Annotated in this window: 19 protein-coding genes; 8 read left to right on the plus strand and 11 right to left on the minus strand. The window is 32.9% G+C overall.

Annotated elements, in window-relative coordinates:
* Positions 1 to 66: 66 nt before the first annotated feature.
* On the minus strand, positions 67 to 1,329 hold the full coding sequence (gene glyA / locus AAGD53_RS03930) for a serine hydroxymethyltransferase (protein WP_341762264.1): 1,263 nt from the start codon (positions 1,327 to 1,329) through the stop codon (positions 67 to 69).
* 221 nt (positions 1,330 to 1,550) lie between these two features.
* A complete protein-coding gene (locus AAGD53_RS03935; protein WP_341762265.1) occupies positions 1,551 to 2,090 on the minus strand; it encodes an invasion associated locus B family protein in 540 nt (179 codons plus the stop codon).
* A gap of 584 nt (positions 2,091 to 2,674) precedes the next feature.
* Here AAGD53_RS03935 and clpB point away from each other — a divergent pair.
* The 5 genes from clpB (at position 2,675) to AAGD53_RS03960 (ending at position 8,464) form a co-directional block, all read left to right on the plus strand.
* Positions 2,675 to 5,248 carry an ATP-dependent chaperone ClpB gene (gene clpB / locus AAGD53_RS03940; protein ID WP_341762266.1) on the plus strand — a complete coding sequence of 858 codons (2,574 nt, stop codon included), beginning with the start codon at positions 2,675 to 2,677 and terminating at the stop codon, positions 5,246 to 5,248.
* A 32-nt stretch (positions 5,249 to 5,280) separates the two neighbouring features.
* Positions 5,281 to 6,309 (plus strand): mitochondrial fission ELM1 family protein, encoded by a 1,029-nt coding sequence (locus tag AAGD53_RS03945; RefSeq protein WP_341762267.1) that lies wholly within the window; start codon positions 5,281 to 5,283, stop codon positions 6,307 to 6,309.
* A gap of 11 nt (positions 6,310 to 6,320) precedes the next feature.
* Positions 6,321 to 7,103, plus strand: a complete 783-nt coding sequence (locus tag AAGD53_RS03950; RefSeq protein WP_341763412.1) for a TatD family hydrolase — start codon at positions 6,321 to 6,323, stop codon at positions 7,101 to 7,103.
* A 123-nt stretch (positions 7,104 to 7,226) separates the two neighbouring features.
* Positions 7,227 to 7,778, plus strand: coding sequence for an FAD-dependent oxidoreductase (locus AAGD53_RS03955; RefSeq protein ID WP_341762268.1), 552 nt, complete (start codon positions 7,227 to 7,229; stop codon positions 7,776 to 7,778).
* Entirely contained in the window at positions 7,775 to 8,464 is a 690-nt protein-coding gene (locus AAGD53_RS03960) for a hypothetical protein (RefSeq protein ID WP_341762269.1), read from the plus strand. Before AAGD53_RS03955 ends, AAGD53_RS03960 begins: the two co-directional genes overlap by 4 nt.
* Before the next feature lie 92 nt (positions 8,465 to 8,556).
* Here AAGD53_RS03960 and AAGD53_RS03965 read toward each other — a convergent pair whose 3' ends face one another.
* Together AAGD53_RS03965 and lnt are read right to left on the minus strand one after the other, a co-directional pair.
* Positions 8,557 to 9,021: a helix-turn-helix domain-containing protein gene (locus AAGD53_RS03965; protein WP_341761007.1), complete on the minus strand. Its 465-nt coding sequence runs from the start codon at positions 9,019 to 9,021 to the stop codon at positions 8,557 to 8,559.
* A gap of 60 nt (positions 9,022 to 9,081) precedes the next feature.
* Positions 9,082 to 10,590: an apolipoprotein N-acyltransferase gene (gene lnt / locus AAGD53_RS03970; protein ID WP_341762270.1), complete on the minus strand. Its 1,509-nt coding sequence runs from the start codon at positions 10,588 to 10,590 to the stop codon at positions 9,082 to 9,084.
* Between the two features lie 85 nt (positions 10,591 to 10,675).
* Between lnt and AAGD53_RS03975 the strand changes: the two genes are divergently transcribed.
* Positions 10,676 to 11,485 carry an enoyl-ACP reductase gene (locus tag AAGD53_RS03975; protein WP_341762271.1) on the plus strand — a complete coding sequence of 270 codons (810 nt, stop codon included), beginning with the start codon at positions 10,676 to 10,678 and terminating at the stop codon, positions 11,483 to 11,485.
* Positions 11,486 to 11,757: 272 nt separating this feature from the next.
* Here the strand turns inward: AAGD53_RS03975 and AAGD53_RS03980 are convergent, their stop codons facing one another.
* The 7 genes from AAGD53_RS03980 to AAGD53_RS04010 form a co-directional block, all read right to left on the minus strand.
* Entirely contained in the window at positions 11,758 to 12,561 is an 804-nt protein-coding gene (locus AAGD53_RS03980; RefSeq protein WP_341762272.1) for a DUF2163 domain-containing protein, read from the minus strand.
* Positions 12,558 to 13,148 (minus strand): TIGR02217 family protein, encoded by a 591-nt coding sequence (locus AAGD53_RS03985; RefSeq protein WP_341762273.1) that lies wholly within the window; start codon positions 13,146 to 13,148, stop codon positions 12,558 to 12,560. The genes AAGD53_RS03980 and AAGD53_RS03985 overlap by 4 nt, the downstream gene beginning before the upstream one ends.
* Before the next feature lie 302 nt (positions 13,149 to 13,450).
* Positions 13,451 to 14,311: an Rpn family recombination-promoting nuclease/putative transposase gene (locus tag AAGD53_RS03990; protein WP_341762274.1), complete on the minus strand. Its 861-nt coding sequence runs from the start codon at positions 14,309 to 14,311 to the stop codon at positions 13,451 to 13,453.
* Between the two features lie 37 nt (positions 14,312 to 14,348).
* The gene (locus AAGD53_RS03995) at positions 14,349 to 14,756 is read right to left on the minus strand and encodes a hypothetical protein (protein WP_341762275.1); all 408 of its coding nucleotides are present in this window, start codon (positions 14,754 to 14,756) and stop codon (positions 14,349 to 14,351) included.
* On the minus strand, positions 14,746 to 15,042 hold the full coding sequence (locus tag AAGD53_RS04000) for a phage head closure protein (RefSeq protein ID WP_341763413.1): 297 nt from the start codon (positions 15,040 to 15,042) through the stop codon (positions 14,746 to 14,748). Before AAGD53_RS04000 ends, AAGD53_RS03995 begins: the two co-directional genes overlap by 11 nt.
* Positions 15,043 to 15,090: 48 nt before the next feature.
* Positions 15,091 to 15,630 carry a head-tail connector protein gene (locus tag AAGD53_RS04005; protein WP_341762276.1) on the minus strand — a complete coding sequence of 180 codons (540 nt, stop codon included), beginning with the start codon at positions 15,628 to 15,630 and terminating at the stop codon, positions 15,091 to 15,093.
* Between the two features lie 178 nt (positions 15,631 to 15,808).
* Entirely contained in the window at positions 15,809 to 17,344 is a 1,536-nt protein-coding gene (locus AAGD53_RS04010) for a phage major capsid protein (protein ID WP_341762277.1), read from the minus strand.
* Positions 17,345 to 17,623: 279 nt separating this feature from the next.
* Here AAGD53_RS04010 and dcm point away from each other — a divergent pair, with 279 nt between their 5' ends.
* Together dcm and AAGD53_RS04020 are read left to right on the plus strand one after the other, a co-directional pair.
* On the plus strand, positions 17,624 to 18,892 hold the full coding sequence (dcm, locus tag AAGD53_RS04015) for a DNA (cytosine-5-)-methyltransferase (protein WP_341762278.1): 1,269 nt from the start codon (positions 17,624 to 17,626) through the stop codon (positions 18,890 to 18,892).
* The gene (locus AAGD53_RS04020; protein WP_341762279.1) at positions 18,889 to 19,551 is read left to right on the plus strand and encodes an NgoBV family restriction endonuclease; all 663 of its coding nucleotides are present in this window, start codon (positions 18,889 to 18,891) and stop codon (positions 19,549 to 19,551) included. Before dcm ends, AAGD53_RS04020 begins: the two co-directional genes overlap by 4 nt.

The following is a 19,551-nucleotide window of genomic DNA, read 5'->3' on the forward strand; positions in this document are numbered from 1 at the left end:
GTTTACAAATACCTATACCACAGCGTCATTGCGAGCGTAAGCGAAGCAATCTAGGAAACAATATGTTTAAACATAAATCGGGAAATTATCTACTAATTTTTTAACTTGCTTGCGAGTTTCTTGCTCACAATCACTATTATCTTGCGTAGCTTTCAACCCATCTAATACGTTGCAAATCATCTCGCCAACTTCTATAAACTCCTTTTCTTTGAAACCTCTAGTGGTGCATGCTGGAGTACCAAGCCTAATACCAGAAGTAATGAACGGTGAAGTTGTATCAAATGGTATAGCATTTTTATTACAGGTTATGCCGGCTCTTTCAAGTGAATCTGCGGCCATCTTACCAGTTATACCATATTTTCGTAGGTCCACTAATACTATATGATTATCAGTGCCATTAGTTAAAATATCATAGCCTCTTGCCATTAAACTGTTAGCAAGAGCTTTTGCATTACTCATAACCTGTTTTATATAAAGATGATAATCTGGTTGTAAGTTTTCCAAAAACGCTACTGCTTTTGCTGCAACAATATGCATTAACGGTCCACCTTGCATGCCAGGAAATAAAGCAGAATTTATCTTTTTGCCCAATTCCTCATCGTTTGAAAGAATAATACCACCACGTGGACCACGCAGAGTTTTATGAGTAGTAGAGGTAACAGCATGAGCATAAGGTAAGGGGCTTGGATGTTCCTCTGTAGCAACAAGTCCGGCAATATGAGCAATGTCTGCTAGCAAATATGCCCCTACTCTATCAGCAATTTCCCTAAATTTGCTAAAATCTAATTGACGTGAGTAAGCAGAATAGCCGGCTATAATCAATTTAGGCTTATGCTGCACGGCCATTTGCTCTATTTGTGAATAATCAATTAAGAAAGTTTCTTTATTCACCGAATAAGATACAGAGTTAAACCATTTGCCAGACAAGTTAGGGGAAGCACCATGAGTCAAATGTCCCCCTGTATCTAGCGACATACCAAGTATGGTGTCATGTGGTTTTAATAGGGCTAAAAATACTGCCTGATTAGCCTGAGAGCCGGAATGAGGCTGAACGTTAGCATAGTTACAATTAAATAGTTTTTTTACTCGTTCTATCGCCAAAATCTCAGCTTTATCAACCTCGTCACAACCATTATAATAGCGTTTTCCAAAATATCCTTCAGCATATTTATTGGTAAGAACTGACCCTTGTGCTTCTAATACTGCCGGGCTTACAAAATTTTCAGAAGCAATCAATTCGATAAAATCATGCTGACGCTTTTCTTCAGCATTAATAATTTGGTATATTTCATTATCTGTTTCAGATAATTTATTAGGACAAATACTCATTGGGATAACCTATAAGAAGTAACTAATTTTTATCCCGAATTGGCTTTAATATAAGAAAAAATGCATTTTAAACTAATAGACATATATGTCTATTAGCGAGCGAACGTATGTGAGCGTGGCAATCCATGAAGCTTGTCATATGGATTGCTTCGTCGACCTACGGTCTACTCGCTAATAGACGGTTTTAGGCTAAAATTTTTTCGGTTTAGCTATAACTTAATTTACTTCAACGCTTTCAAGCCTTCTTCAAGACCTTTCGTAGAGAGTGGAAGATTTACTTGTTGACCAGCTGAATTCATTATCCCCACGATAGGATTAGCATCTTTTGATAAAATATCTTTAAGATCTTTATCTGATATTTCAACAACAGCCTGACAAGAATCTTTTGTACAAGTAACGTACTTACCTGGAGCAACTAATTTTTGGGAACTAATAATTGACGTACCTGGAGCAACAGAAACATCAGTAGGAACTATTTGTATCATTTTTAAACTTTTTGCCTTACCACTACCCAAATAACCTATTTGATACACAGCTAACACTTGTTGTTTACCATCTTTATTAGTAGAGTTAATTGCTTGACTTAAAAAACAGACCTGTTTTTTTTCAGCATCTGTGGTGCAGTTAACTACCCAATCTGAAAATTTTTGTCCCTCTTTAACCGCAGCATCAACTCTACTAGGATTACCCAAAAATAGTCCCAAACCCATTACAGCAAGACCAGCTGTAACAAATAATGATTTTTTAATACAGTTTGTCATAATTCCACTTATTTAATTATTTATATTATTAGCGGGCAATGACAGATTCGAGCTGCCGCCCTTTCGTAAAAGCAAGGATGTCGTAATTTTGACGCCTAATCTCTCTTTTTCAGTCCTTAAAACCTAGTCCTTAAGATTTCTTCGCTTACTCGAATTTAAGGACTAGAGGATATCTGAATTTAATATATTTGTCAATCTGTTAAAATAAGTGCTAGTTTAGCATCGTTTTCATGACTCAAACCATGATTCAAACATTTTCGGGTTAGTTATAGCCCCACAACTATTGAAAGTTTACAAATATCTATACCACAGCGTCTATTAGCGAGCGTAAGCGAAGCAATCTAGGAAACAATCTAATAGATAAATGATGTTACTGGATTGCTTCGTCGGCCTTACGGCCTTCTCGCTAATAGACGTATAAGGAAGCTGTATTTACTAACTTTCAACAGTTATGGTTATAGCCCCTTGTATTATTATTAATCATTAATTATATAAAATATTAATATAAAATACTTAGTGGGGTCAAATAGTATGATATATTCTAGTAAAGTTTGACCTAATTTACAATTTATAAGGTTATTGAAATGGACATGGATAAATTTACTACACATACAAAATCTGTCATCTCTAATGCCCAAAGCTTAGCAGCAAAAAATGATCATCAGCAACTATTGCCATTACATATACTGGCGAGTTTGTTAAATGATGATAGCGGCATTATTACTAATCTCATTAATATTTTGGGTAGTAGCTTAGACGATTTAAATAAAGCTGTAACTATAGAATTAAACAAAATCCCAAAAGTACAAATTGAGGGAGGAGGACAGCTTTATTTATCATCGGAAAGCTTAAAATTACTTAATAAAGCCCTAGATATTGCTAAGGATAATGCTGATAGTTTTATCACTATTGAGCGAGTTTTTGAAGCATTATCGTATGACCAAACACCTGCTGGTAAAATCTTATTGGATAATTCAATAACTAGTAAAAAAATAAACGCCGCAATTCTGCAGTTAAGAAAAGGTAAGAAAGCAGATAGCGAATCTTCTGAAAGTACTTACGATGCCCTAAAGAAATATGGTAGAGATGTTACTGAGCTGGCAGAACTTGGTAAACTTGATCCAATAATTGGCAGAGATGAGGAAATTAGAAGAACCGTACAAGTTTTATCAAGAAGAATGAAGAGTAATCCAGTGCTGATAGGAGAGCCAGGAGTTGGTAAAACAGCCATAATAGAGGGGTTAGCTCAAAGAATCTTTAGCCAAGACATTCCGGAAACGCTAGCAAATTGCCGTATCATTGAACTTGATATGGGAGCTTTAATTGCTGGAGCTAAATATCGCGGAGAATTTGAAGAACGACTAAAAGCGGTATTAAACGAGATTAAAGAATCTAGTGGGGAAATCATTTTATTTATTGACGAACTACATCTTTTAGTAGGAACTGGCAAAACAGATGGAGCTATGGATGCATCAAATTTACTAAAACCCATGCTTGCTAGAGGGGAACTCTATTGTATTGGTGCTACCACCCTAGATGAGTACCGTGAATATATCGAGAGAAATCAAGCGATTGCTAGAAGGTTTTTGCCAATTTACGTTAGCCAGCCAACAGTAGAAGATACTATATCAATTTTACGTGGTATTAAAGACAAATACGAATTACATCATGGTGTAAGAATTGCTGATAGTGCTATAGTTGCTGCCAGCACTTTATCTAATAGATATATTACTGATCGTTACTTACCAGATAAAGCCATTGACCTGATTGATGAAGCATGTAGTCGGTTAAAAATAGAATTATCTACTAAACCGGAAGAATTGGATGAACTTGATCGCCGTATTATTCAAATAAAGATTGAACTAGCAGCTCTAAAAAAAGAAAATGATGAACATTCAAAAAAGAAAATTATCCTCTTAACAGATGAATTAGAAAAACTTGAATCTCTTTCTTATGATATGAGTGCTAGCTGGCAAGCTGAAAAATCCAAAATACATATTGAGCAAAAATTAAAAGAGGAACTAGAAAAAGCTAAAGCAGAACTTGAACGAGCAGAAAGAAGTAGCGATCTTGCACGGGCTAGTGAGCTAAAATATGGTATTATTCCTGATTTGACTAAGAAACTACAACAAGCAATAGAAGGAGGAGATAACAAACTATCAAAAGAAGTCGTATCGGAAAACGATATAGCTATAATCATATCTAGAATTACTGGTATACCGATTGATACAATGCTATCAAGCGAACGTGAAAAACTACTAGCTATGGAAGATAAACTTCGCAAGTCAGTGATCGGTCAAGATGAAGCTATAAGAGGAATCAGCGATGCCGTACGTCGATCTCGTGCTGGTTTGCAAGATATTAATAGACCACTTGGGTCATTTTTATTCTTAGGCCCAACTGGTGTTGGGAAAACTGAACTAACCAAAGCTTTAGCACTTTTTTTATTTAATGATCGTAACGCTATTCTCAGAGTTGATATGTCTGAATATATGGAAAAGCATTCGATATCACGTTTGATTGGAGCCCCTCCAGGATATGTTGGTTATGAACAGGGAGGAACTTTAACAGAAGCAGTGCGTAGGAGACCTTATCAAGTTATTTTATTTGATGAAGTAGAAAAGGCTCATTCAGATATTTTTAACATCATGCTGCAGATTTTAGATGAAGGACGACTGACCGATAGTCAAGGGATAACCGTTGATTTTAAAAATACCATTATTGTTCTTACTTCTAACCTTGGAGCTGAAATACTTATTAATCAACGAGAAGAAGATGATCAACATAAAATCAAAGAACAAGTAATGGAATATGTACGAGCCGTATTTAAACCTGAATTCTTAAATAGGCTAGATGAGATTATTCTATTCCATAAACTAAATCGTGCCAACATACATGATATTGTTAAAATACAACTGGATAATCTGAAAGAAATTCTTTTGCAACAAAATATTATATTGCAATTTGATGAATCAGCTATAAATTACCTTGCTGATAAGGGCTATGACTCAATGTTTGGTGCTAGACCATTAAAGAGAGTTATTCAACGAGAACTACAGAATCATTTTGCCAAAATGATTCTTTCGAGTAGTATCATGAGCGGTGATACGATAAACATAAAATCAACTGATGGTCAACTGGCTATTAATAAGGCTTGAGCTAGGAATAATAATATAGATAGAAAAAAAATATGATAGATACTACTAAACCTAAAATTTGGGTACTGGCTGACAGCTGCGTAGGTAACGTTAATCAAGCCATAGCTCTAGCAGAAAATATCAAGCTTGGTTATGAATTAAAACCTATTGAATATAATTTTTGGGGTAATTTACCAAATTTCTTACTCCGATTCAGACCTATCCATGTAAAAAAGGAACTATTACAATCGTGGGAAACTATTACAGACAGGCAAGGATTCCCAGACTTAATAATTTCTGCCGGGAGAAGAACTGCTTCTTTAGCAAGTTATTTAAAACATAAGTCTAATGGTAGAATAAAAATTGTTCAAATTATGCACCCTAACCTACCGCTCAAGCAATTTGATCTAATTATTTTACCACACCATGATAAAGTTAGTAAGGAAGAACTAAATATGTACTCAAGTGATTTGAGTATATTGAGAATTACTGGGGCTCTGAACAATGTCCAAGCAAAAATACAGGATGGTGGCATTGAATTACGTAAAAATTATCCAAAACTTGGGAAATTTATCTCAGTAATTATCGGTGGTAATAGTAAAAATTATACTTTTACCGATGATAATGCTTGTCAAATTGTAACAATATTATCTAATCTTATACAAAAAAGCACAGAATATAGCTTGTTTATTAGTTTTAGTAGACGCACCCCCAATTCAGCAAAAGAAATTATTAAAAACAATGTATCTTCCTCTGCTATTATTTATGATCCAACAGAGGAAAACACTAAACCTAACCCTTATTTTGGTATGTTATCACAGGCAGATTACATAATTTCCACTGCTGATTCGATTTCAATGTGTAGTGAGGCAGCCTCCACTGGCAAGCCTCTTTACATATTTTGCCCTAATAATTTTAAATTACCTAAACATCTATCGTTTATACAAAAATTGGTAGAATTAGCAATAGCGAGAATATTAGACGAATCTGTAACTCAGCTTGAACAGTATAATTATGTCCCACTTAATGAAGTAGAAAAAATTGCTAATATAATTGCTAATAGAATAGTCTCAAAAAATTAGATACGCTCATGATATTAATTGATTCTCATTGCCATTTAAACATGTTGAAAGAAGATTTATCAACAATAATAGCTCGGGCTAAGGATAATGGTGTTCAGTACATGCAGACTATCTGTACTACCCTTGAGGAATTACCGGCTATTTTAGAAATAACCGTAAAATACGGCAATATATTTGCCTCATGCGGTGTTCATCCCAATGAAGTCAAGGAAATTGTCTCGTACGAAACTATTATGGAATATTGTAATCACCCCAAAATTATTGGTATTGGTGAAACTGGTCTTGATTATTATTACCAAACATCCGACAAAAATAAACAGATTGGTTCTTTTGAACAGCATATACAAGCATCTCAAAGTACCGGGTTACCAATTATAGTACATACAAGAGAAGCAGAAGAAGACACCATTGATATTTTAAGCAGTGAAATGCAAAATGCACCATTTACCGGTCTTATTCATTGCTTTACCTCCTCAAAACATTTGGCAAAAAAAATGCTTGACCTTGGTATGTATATATCGGTTGCTGGAATTGTAACTTTTAAAAATGCAGCTAGTTTACAGGATATAGTACGTTATATTCCACTAGATAGATTATTAATTGAAACAGATTCTCCTTACCTAGCTCCTGTTCCAATGCGTGGAAAACAAAATGAGCCAGCCTTTGTTAAATATGTAGCAGAAAAAATAGCTGAAATAAAGGAAACAAACCTAGAAATAGTAGCAAGTGCCACTTCCAAAAATTTTATGTCTTTATTTACTAAAACACATCTTATATATTCAACTACTGTTTGAAAGGAAATTATCACATATTGCTAATAAAAATAATATATCTTTAGATCAGATTTATTTACATAATAGACTAATGCGTATGATGTTGCTAATAGTTAATAATCAACTTTAATTAATGAGTTAAATATGTTTACCACCTTATTGAAGTTACTACCTCCTACTCTATATCAATATTGGAACATATTGGTTAATTCTGTTAAATCTTTTGCTATGGTTCTAATATTTATGTTACCAACGGTGTACGCTCAACCACAAGCTCAACCTGAAATACGAAAAATTGTCCCACTAAAACTAGAAGCTGTTAATCTTGGTCAAAGAATTATATGTTATCGCCCTACAAGGCATGGTATACCAAATATGACTGTTACTAAGCTAGGTGATAAAGTTATTGCCCATAATTATGGTCATAGTGGTAGCGGTTGGACATTAGCACCAGGAGCTATTGCTTATGTTAATGAATTATTGCAAAAATCAGAATATGCTACTGATTTAAAACCTGATACTCCCATTACTATTATCGGAGCTGGTGTTATGGGGTTATGGAGTGCTTATGATCTGATTGAAAAGGGGTATAGTAACATCACTATTATTGCTGACCAATTTGATGGACTGGCTTCTAATAATGCTGGTGGATTGCTTAAGCCTTCTTTCATGGATTATCCACCAAATGCCCCATGATGAATAAAATAGCTGTTAATGCTTATAAAGTTTATTCTGCTATTGCTAAAAAACAACAGAGTAATTTTATAGATGGAGCTGTTATAATGCCAGCTTACTTTCCAACTAGGGAAGAATCAGATCTAGAACCTTATGTAACTGCCGGGGTAATGCAACCAGCCAAAGATGTAGTACTTGATTTTGGTAATGGTACAACAAGAGTTATGGTAGCTTACGATGACGGAATTCTGATCAATGTACCAAAAATGATGATAAGTTTGACAACTTATTTAAAAAATAAGAAAGTACCTTTTATTAAAAATAAAATTCAAAATTTTGCAGAAATTAAAACTAAATATATAGTAGATTGTACCGGTCTTGGTGCTAAAGAGCTTGATAATGATAATGCAATGACTCCTGGCCAAGGACATTTAATTATGTTAAAAAACCAAGATCCTGAAGATGTGAAATATTTAATTTCAGTTAATTTAGGTAATGGTAAAACTAGTTCTGGGCAAGCAGTAAATTGGTATTTTTACATGCATCCAAAGCATTTACCTAGCAGTAGTGCTGATGATGTAGGGGTTATTGGTGGAACATTTATTGAAGGAGCTACACCACAAACTCCCAATGAAGAACAGTTTGATCTGATAGTTGAAAGAGCAAGGAGTTTTTATGATATTGATGCTAGTAAAGCAAAAAAATAACCCTAGCTACGCGAATTCGGGATAAGAATTAGTCAATTCTTATCCCAAATTCGATAGTTGACCAACTTGTAAAGCTAGTTAATTACTACGGTTTATATTTGATTACCTTGAGATGCTACTATTGACTTAATCAGTTCAACTATTTTCTGCCTAATATGTGGATTTTGAATCTCGGTAAATCCTTCCACAAGATAAGATACTTCTTTTTCTGTATCGTATTTTAAAGGTACTAAATACTCTGCTTTATCTTCAGCAATAATATTATTTACAAGACTATTGTTGTCTTGTGTACCAAATAGGTAATCCTCTGATACCTCAGTAGTTTTAGTCATATCAAGAAAATATTCAATAGATACATTTAATATTTTTGCAAAAAAATACAATATACTGCCAGCTATGGGGGTAGTAGCATTTTCATATTTTTGTATCTGTTTTACACTAAGATTAATAGCTTCACTCAATTCTTGTTGGCTCATGCCGAGCATTATACGACGCTTTTTTAAACGCATACCTACAATTATATTTATTCTTTCTTTTGATTCATTATATTTATTCATTGTTATAATAATTTAATATTTCTCTACCTATTGCAACTAATGATAGTATAATATTCTAGCTTAATCAAGTAATTTTTTATTGATATTAATAATATTTTTTATTAAAATGTAACTAATAAGGGTAGTTATTATTGCTAACAAGGCACATATATCTCCAAATTGTGAATATAAAGTTTCAAATTTTAGCTTGTTAGGAAGTAAGTTATCTATATAACCTACTTCATTGATGTGACGTTGTTGAATAATTCTGCCTACGGGATCTATTACAGCCGATATACCATTATTAGCCGTTCTAAGCATAGGAAGACCGTTTTCTACACTACGCATACGACTAATCTGTAAATGTTGGTATGGACCAGTGGAGTTTCCATACCATGCATCATTAGTGACATTAATGATCACATCTGAGAGTTTATTACTCGTTCGGACAAAATTTGGGAAAATTGATTCATAGCAAATAAGTGGTTTTATGGTTATATTAGGTTTATCAAGACTAACGAGCTGTCTATCTCCTGCGGTATAATCTAACAACCCAGCGGTTAATTTCTTAAATGGTAATAGCCATTTGAGAGGCATATACTCACCAAATGGTACTAAATGAGATTTATGATACTCAAATAATTTATTTCCCACTTCTGTTAAAGCGTATAAACTCGTATAAATTTCAAAATCCTCCCCGTTCTTACCATTATTTGTTATACCACCAGTAATTAAAATTGCCTTTTTAATTTTTAGCATCTTTAATATTTTTATTTTGATTGGTTGGTAATCATGCGGTGCTACCATAGCAGCTTCCGACCATATAATTAGGTCTACGTTGCCCGGCTCTTTAGACAATGCGATATGAAGATTAAAATTTTTCCAAAATTCTTCAACGTCCCACTTAGCAATTTGTGGAATACTTGGCTGAACTAGTCGGACTTTTATATTTGAGAAACTGGTAGGATTGTTATGGAGCTTTAATAAACCGTAGGAAGTTATTAGAGAGATTATTATCAATGAATTTGCTAATAATATTTTTAATAGATTATATTGTTTAGTAAAGATATGATAAAAACTAGTTGATATATATATTACAATAAAACTTAACCCATATATTCCTATGATACTAGAAGACTGAATTAGAATATCAGAAAATGAAAAAGCATATCCAAGCAAATTCCATGGTAACCCGGTAAATATCCATGATCTTACCCATTCAAAAAATACCCAATAAAGGCAAAAGATAAACTGATAAAAATTATGACTCTTGGCTAGGAATCCGAAGCCACAGGTTGTAGCAATGAAACAAGCCAAAATAATTGGTAGGCCAAATAATGCCAGTGGCACTGCCCACCAAAATTCATCAATATAAACAGTAACCCCTATACTAATCCAGTACATGCTGACTAAAAAATGCCCATAGCCAAATATAAAACCTAATATAGAGGCTTCTTTCCAGCTATTAGCAATTTGTACTTGATAACATAGCAGTGCCAAGGCAAATAATCCAGGTATAAAGAAAATTGGAGCAAAAACTAAAGCACTAATCACACCTGAAATCAGGGTGAATATTTTGGATGAGAACATTAATGTTACTTTGATAAAAATTGTTTACAAAAATATACATCATGCTATTGTTTGGGCAAGGTTTTAATAAAAATAAGGAATATATATGCAAGTTAAAGTCACTGCTTTGCTTGATGGTAAGAAAGGATTAATTACAGGTGTCGCTAATAATTTATCAATATCTTGGGCTATTGCTCAAATTGCCAAAGAACATGGTGCAAACTTAGCCCTTACCTATCAAGGAGAAGTGCTTGAGAAACGCGTTATACCACTTGCTGAAGAAATTAAGTGTGATTTCGTTGTTCCATGTGATGTAACAGATGAAGAATCACTTGATAATTTGTTTAAAATTATTGAGCAGAAGTGGGGCAAACTCGATTTTTTGGTTCATTCTATAGGTTTCTCTGACAGGAATGAATTAAAAGGCAGATATATAGATACCTCATTGTCTAACTTTCTTAATACCATGAATATATCATGTTATTCTCTAATTGCCTTGGCAAAACGTGCAGAACCTTTGATGAAAGACGGTGGTAGTATCCTTACCCTAACTTATTATGGCTCACAAAAAGTAGTTCCTAATTATAATGTCATGGGACCTGCTAAAGCTGCGTTAGAATCTAGTGTAAAATATCTTGCAACTGATATGGGATCAAATAACATCCGAGTAAATGCCATATCAGCTGGTCCTATAAAAACTCTAGCATCTAGTGGTATTAGTGATTTCAAAACTATGTTAGCTCTCCATGAAGCTGCATCGCCGTTACGCAGAAACACTTCTCAGCGTGATGTTGCAGGGGCTACATTATATTTGCTGAGTAACTTAGCAGAAGGAGTTACTGGTGAAATACATTATGTAGATTGTGGCTATAACACTACAGTAGGGATGGGTAAAGGTTCTAGTAATTGCCATTAACTATACTGAATTTGATATTTAGACCATAGTACTCTACATTTTTATTTCACTACTGTTAAGGAATCTTCCGAGCGTCATTGCGAGAAGCCGCTGAAAGCGGCGACGCGGCAATCCAAGATACGGGAAGCGTTACTCTAAAAAAACAGCTTCGCTGTTTACCTAGATCGCCACGGCATCTAACGAGCCTTGCTATGACGGTTTTTTAACTTTTAACAGTTATGACCTTACGCTCTCCTCGCTAATAGACGTGTAGAGATGGTGTATTCGGTTTCCTAAATCACTTTGATAAAGTTATCATCAGGAATCAATGGCTCTCCTCTGAAATTTACTGCATTGTTGAACTTATTGCAACAAGTTGTAAATTTTTTATCACAACCTACAGTAAGTAAAACAGTTTTATTATGCTTCATACTATCGGGAATTGTTTTATCCAATGTAATTAAATTCTCAGAATGACTAAGGATTTTACTATAAAATTGAACATCAGCTTGACTATTAGCTAAAATAGCATCCCCGTAATTGAAATAACCATTTTCTTTATCAAGGTTTGAGATAACCATAGTTCTACCAAACATTTCCTTAATATTATATATCTGACTATAAACTGTTTTATCTATTTTGCATTTCAAATCACCAAAATTAGCACGACAATTCTTACTAAAAGATTGCAGTAACGACTGATTATATACATCTATATTTGGCTCTAAACGTAAAGTAAAATCCAAATCTCTTTTAGTATAAGTGATGCAGCGATAAGTAACAAAATGCCTACAAGAGTTAGCAAAACAAACATATATCTTGACCATAGCCTGGGCTAAATCATAATGTTGCTTTACTCCCTCATTCTCAAAAACTCCTTCTAAGATAATGTAATTCTGAGCAGAATCATTAAATCCTCCTTCCTTTAAAGTCACTCCAGAATTCGGAACAAATATTACATCATCAATTGATAAAGATCTATCAGACTCGGTAAGATACAGATCAAGACTATCTTGTAGTTTTATATGGAAACAATAAGTAAACCCCTGTAATTCAGCTATGGGATTATCAATATTTTCTGCTAAAGCTACTGTCATATAACCTCTAATAATTCTATGGGAGATAATTCTATTGACCCATCAGAAGAATAAAAATACTCAAAACTATCACTAGCAAATCGCACAGCTACATCAAAAATAAAATTACCTGTCAAAATTTGATCTTTATCTAATGGTTTTGGCAAGGTTACTACTCCAGTATTATAATCAACTTGCACCTCTGTATTGATATCATTAACATAGAATGCTCCACTACCAAATACCGGTTTGCTAATTGTCCTAGCATAGGGCAAGATTGGGTCTTCATATAGTTTAACCAGTTGGAATTGGGTTAATTCCCCATCACCTTTGCCAATAATTTGCCTTGATACTTGATAATCGACATTATCTCTAAAGCGGAAGGCAAAATTCCCTCCCCTTCTTGCTCTAAAGAAAGAACTAAACTGTTCAAATTCGAGACTACTCAAACGACAATTTTTTATCAAATATTTTTGTTTAGCATATTCTCTATCTAAATTTCTTACTTCTCTGCCCGATAATGTCATAGCACAAGAAGTAGCAAATTCTGGTCTGCCAACAGCAAAAGTTTCAATAAATTTTGGCATACGTATATCATGAAAATTCATAATTTCTCCTATAAATACGCGAATTCGGGATAAGAATTGACAAATTCTTATCCCAAATTCGGTAAAATTATAGATTGCTTCGTCGACCTACGGTCTCCTCGCTAATAGACGTTTTATAGACGTATATGTCTATTAGCGAGCGAACGTACGTGAGCGTGGCAATCCATGAAGCTTGTCATATCGAAACAATCAAATTTGAGACGGCTCTGCATCTGATTGTTAAATTAATATTTTGCTAAAAACATGATTTTAATCTTTTAAAATCATGTTTTTAGCTTTAGAAAGGTTTAAGTATACAAAGCTTATTTCTTTAGCTGTTCTATTTCTTCTATTGATAGTTCTGTATATTTAACTATTTTTTCTATCGACTCATTATTAGCTAGCATTTTTTTTGCCATTGCTATTTTTTCTTCAGCTTTACCTTTATTAAAATTTTCTTCTAGAGCAATTTCTTCTGCATCTTCCTGCAATTTAGTCCTAATATATAAGTCGTATTCTGCTGGGGTAAGCTTATACCGTTCAATCATATGGTAAGCATCTAATACCTTACTGCTCTTAATATCTTTAGGTGGTTCTGTCTCTTGTGTTGCACATTTGAATAGATGTAACCACTCATCAGCAACACTGGTTAATTGTGTTTTTTTAAATTTTCCAAGCTCTATAAATATATAAGAGAGGTCAAATAAATATTGTTTATTAGTAGTAGTCTCAACATTTTTATGAATACTTATATAAGGCACTTCTTTGTCAAATATTCTAGTTTTTACCAATGAAATCACTATTACTGGCAATAAATCCAAGTGAGTTAAACCTTCTATAAGTTGCTGGGCATATGAATGGGCAGAATAATATTGTACTCTTTTTAAATAATTGGTTTCATTTCTTTTTTGCATTTCGATAATGTACCAGTTTCCTGATTCATCTTTAACTTTTAAATCAAATACACTTCTCCTACCCTTATGAATCCCCGCTAATTCTTCTACTGGAATAAATTCAATTTCCTTAATTCTGTACATTTCAGATAAATCAAGAACACTATTAAGAAATTCTTTTAAATTCTCCTTATCACGGAAGATTTTCTTAAACAGACTATCATTTGTTGGGTCTAAATATTTTTCCATATCAATTACTCCCTTTTCCTTCAATATTATCAACTCTATCATCTTCTAATCTTTGAGTATATGGAATAGTTGATTTTCATTAACTATTCCCCTTCAATAAAGCTTTATAATCTATCGTAAGCTTAGTAGTTATAAGGTCAGAACTACGCTGAAAATTTATATTACATGCTTTCATACTAGCAACCATATAATCTTGAAGAATACATGCATTAGCTGTTAATTTATTAGTAATTTTTTCAGCAAGTAAAGTCAACAGACCTTGGTTTTTATCCCTAGCAAAAGCACTTATCTCAAATTCCACTTGGTAAATATTTTGATTTAATCTTGATATATTTTCAACTTTCAAAATATTTATTAGTAAGAACGGATATTTTGCATCTTGGACTACCGATATATAAATTCGGTCAACACTAAGTCTAATATCTTGGTCATTAGATAATAATTTATATATTGTCATGTGAAAATCATGAATAAAATTAACAGACATATATCTCTAGCCCTACGATATTCAAAAATTTACTTTGTTCTGCCACGTTAATAATCCGCTTAATCTCAAATTGCCTATCTCTAAATGATATACGCATCTTGGTGGTAACGCCTTTGATAAATCTTATTTTAAACAGATAAAACCCTTCCGTCATAATATGACCAAAATTCACAGGTTCTATCGATATAAATCGATTATCACAAATAGGTTTTATTTCAGCATAAACAGATAATTTCTCTTGCCATTTTTCTTGCTCTATTTCACTTGTAGAAAAATTTTCTAAAATTTTTACCTGATGCTACAAACTACGTGCTACTGATTTTTTCATTTTTAACTATATTTTTAATTGTCTATATGCTAAATATAAATTTTTAACTTCCGTTGACAAAGAAGTAGCATTTTGCCTTTCTCTGTCATACATTTTTGCTATATGCATTAATATGCCATGTCTGATTGATGCTGGAATACTAATTCTATCATAACCAGCAAAATATTCAACCATTAGCTGACAATTTTCTAATTTTTTATTTAAATATAATAATGATCTAGCCATATCTAGGTGATATTGCCTAGGTTGCAACTCAATCGCTGATCCATCACTATTTGTTAGAATAATTTTTATTAGCTCCTTTATCGGTTGATATTTTAACTGAAAATTTTGCTGATTTTTAATATTGCAAACAAATTCTATCCTCCTTGTTATTATCGTAAGTTTAGTAAAATTCTCAGCGGCCATAATTGCCGCATTTATTAGACTATTAATTAAATCATCATCATAATTACCTTCTATCCTCATATAGTTTTTAACTTCTACTAAAGTCCAAATAGTCTGAGGAATTAATTCAATAACTTTAAATATATTTTCTTTATGCATATAATACCTAGTAAAAACTGTTGAAAGTTAGTAAATACACCTTCTCTACACGTCATTGCGCATAGGTGTCAACTTAAGAGCGTAGCTTCATGGATTGCCATGCTCACATACGTTCGCTCGCTAATAGACGGTTTAAGCCTTACAGCAGCACTTCGCTAATAGACCTTTTATTTCTGATTCAGCCAAACATCACCAATTTAATAGCACTCTGATTTACTACATCGCCCCCTACTCTTTTGACTGCATAAAATTTTACAAATGGCTTATCGGTATAAGGGTCTCTCATGATATTAATACCACCACGATCTATAATTTTATATGCTGATTTAAAATCACCTATGGCAATTGCAATATTATCTTTCTTTATCGAGGGCATTTCAGAACAACAAACCACAGGCACTCCAAAAATTGTTTGCTTTAAAGAGTCCGAGAGCGACTGCTGCCAAATAAAACGACCATTATTATCTTGCAGTTTTTGAATGAATGACAAGGTAGTACGGTTCATTAAAAAACTAGCATTTGCCAAATATTCTTCATCAAGCAAATTGATAAAATCCAGTAATTTTTCTGCGGTAACTTGCTCACCCATATCAAAATGTTCTATTTTATCATGATATCCAGATAAAATACCTTTCGGTCTCGTCTTACCATCTCCATTAATAAACGCATCATTTTCGGCTTTTACAAAACTATCTCTTAAACGTTCTATCAGCCAGTTCTCTATCCTAATAGCTGAATCATCTATCAAAGTTTGGCTGGCTTTTGGCTGAGCGTAAAGCTCATGTACAAAAATTCTCTGTTGCTTTAATTTAGGAGCAGTTGTTTCATCTCTTGCCTCTAGATCGCCAACCCAACCACTAGCAAAATTGCCATCTTCAATTACTATATCAAGGGCATTACTAGAAATTATTTCAATTGATGCTAATTGCCTCATAGGTGATCTAGCGTTAATCTCAGTGATTATACTATTATATAAAGCTGGTACTAATAATACCCCACCTTCCTGCTCCCCACTATTTAAAGATTTTTGGATTAATTCACTTTGGCTACCTTTACGAATATAATTATTAAAAGCTGTTTTATACTCAATATCTTGCATCCCCCCTATTTCTGGACGAGACAAAAAATTTTCTAGATTATATATTTTCTCCTGTAACTCATTGATTTTCATCTCATTATTGTTTTGTTTGGTCATTAATTCTGTATCCATGTTATTCTCCATTAAAATTGTATCATTTGAATATATTTGTTTTGTGATATGCGAAATCTTAGCACAATAATTGGCTGGAAAAGTTACTATACTAACTTCAATTAACTCAGCTTCAGTGATAACTCTTTGGTTTAAACTGTTGTAGTTTGCTATTTTTATATTAAAACCAACAGAAAGACTATCAACTGCCCCTTGACGGACAAGTTCTATAGCCTCTTTGCCTTTTTCAATTTTATTATTAATTACAGCTTCAACTTTTAAGCCGTAATCATCCTCTATCAAAGACTTAATTACACCTATTGGTTTTTGCCAATCATGTTGCCAAAGAAACTTGATATGCGAATGATTAGCTGAGGCAAAAGCTCCTTTAACAATTAGGTCATTATGCTGGTCAGAAATATTATAAACACTAGCATAACCTGAAATAACTACGCCATTGTCTGTACTAGATTTTATGATTAAATTTTGAATCACTTGATTCTGCTGTAAGTTTTGAGTATACATATTACCTTATAATTGCAACGACTAATGGTAATATATATTATAAATCTCTAGCACTAAGTGTTTTATGAAAAAATTTATAAAAAAATAAAATGAGACAAACTACCATGTTGGCGGTACGGAGTATATATTAATTCATTACTTTTGGTTATAAACAAAACCACCTTGATTTTTACGACAAAATAGTAATAATTGGTGCAAGTTAATATTAATGGCATAAAATTAAAGAAACGTTGATTAATTACACGCTATAAAACTTGGGATGGGAAGATAAGTGAAAGTATGAGTAAGAATAATCTTAGGTTTATCGATCTGTTTGCTGGCATTGGTGGTACTAGAATTGGCTTTGAACAAGCCTGCAGCCAACAAGGATTCTCTGCTTTATGTGTATTCAGTAGTGAAATTAAAGCACATGCAATACAAGCGTATAAAACAAATTTTCATGATAAAGAAATAGCAGGCGATATTCAAAAAATTGCAGAATATAAGATACCAAATTTTGATTACCTACTAGCTGGTTTTCCTTGTCAACCATTTAGCAGTGCAGGTAAAAGAAAAGGGTTTTTAGATGATAGAGGTAGTTTATTCTTTGATATAATTAGAATCTTAAAGGCAAAAAAACCAATTGGTTTTTTATTAGAAAATGTTGATGGTCTAGTTAATCATGACAATGGCAAAACATTTGACGAAATTATAAATACACTTAAAAATCTAGGTTACAATATTAGTTGGAGTATTTTAAATGCTGCTGATTTTGGTGTGCCTCAAAACAGGAAAAGAGTATATATTGTTGGACATTTAAAGAAAAAAATACAACTCACAAATTTTGATAAAAAATCACGTTGTATACAAGACATATTAGAAGAAAATATACCTTTATATGATACTAAATTTAGCAAACTGCTCTTAGAAAATTATACAATAGAGCAGCTTACTGGTAAAGCAATTAAGGATAAAAGAGGCGGAAATGATAATATTCACAGCTGGGATATAAACCTTAAGGGGCAAATAAGTAAAGAACAAAAAGATATAATGAACATTCTTTTAAAGAAGCGTAGAATGAAGAAATGGGCAACATTAAAAGGCATTGTGTGGATGGATGGAATGCCTTTAACGATCTCAGAAATTGAAACTTTTTATCAACATCCAAAATTACAAGGATTACTTGATGACCTAACAAAAAAAGGTTATTTAAAATTAGAACATCCTAAAAATATTTTTATTAAAAATGGAGGAATCAGAGTTCGTGAATACGATACCACTAAAGAAAAAGGCTATAATATTGTAGCTGGCAAACTTTCATTTCCAATCTCAAAGATTATTGATCCAAAAGGTTATGTCCCAACTATTGTTGCAACTGAAATTGGTAAGTTAGCAATTCCGGTAGGAAAGGGAATTAGAGGTTTTACTGTTCGTGAAGGCTTAAGACTTTCAGGATATCCTGAAACTTACAGTTTAGACGAATTAGATTATTATAAAGCATTTGATTTAATAGGAAATACTGTAATGCCACCAGTAATAAAAGAAATCGTTGTAAGAATATTATCATGAGTGCAAAATTACTATTTGATACCTTACAAAATACTGGAATCTGTGGAGCAAAAGGTAATGTATATTTTGAATTACATAATATTAAAACTATTGTTAGAGATAATAATATTGTTGGCAATGTAATACAAGAATGGTTAAAATCCTTTATGAATGAACATAATATCACTTATCGTCTACCTAATAATAGCCAAGAGTTCCCTGATTTTTATATGGACGAGCATAGAAATGATATAAATCTATTGGAAGTTAAATGTTTTACAAAATCGCCAAATTTTGATGTCGCAAACTTTGCTGCATATTGTAGATCAATTGCATTCTACCCATATAGACTTAATGCTGATTATTTGATTTTTGAATATGCAGTATTAAAGTCAGGTATTATGATAAAGAATATTTGGTTAAAGAAAGTATGGGAAATTTGTTGCCCATCAGCAAGATCAGCTTTAAGAATCCAATGGAAACAAAATCAAACATTTAATATCAGACCAGCAACTTGGTATGCAAAAAATCCATCATATAAACATTTTAATAGTTGTCTTGAATTTGTAACTGCACTAAAAAAAGTTCTTGATACTCACCCGGTAGGAGGTGAGTGGCGTAATAAATGGTTTCAGAATATTTGTAATTTATACAAAAAGCAAACAGGGGATGACTTATAA

The organism is Candidatus Tisiphia endosymbiont of Melanophora roralis (genome assembly GCF_964026575.1).
Classification (GTDB): Bacteria; Pseudomonadota; Alphaproteobacteria; order Rickettsiales; family Rickettsiaceae; genus Tisiphia.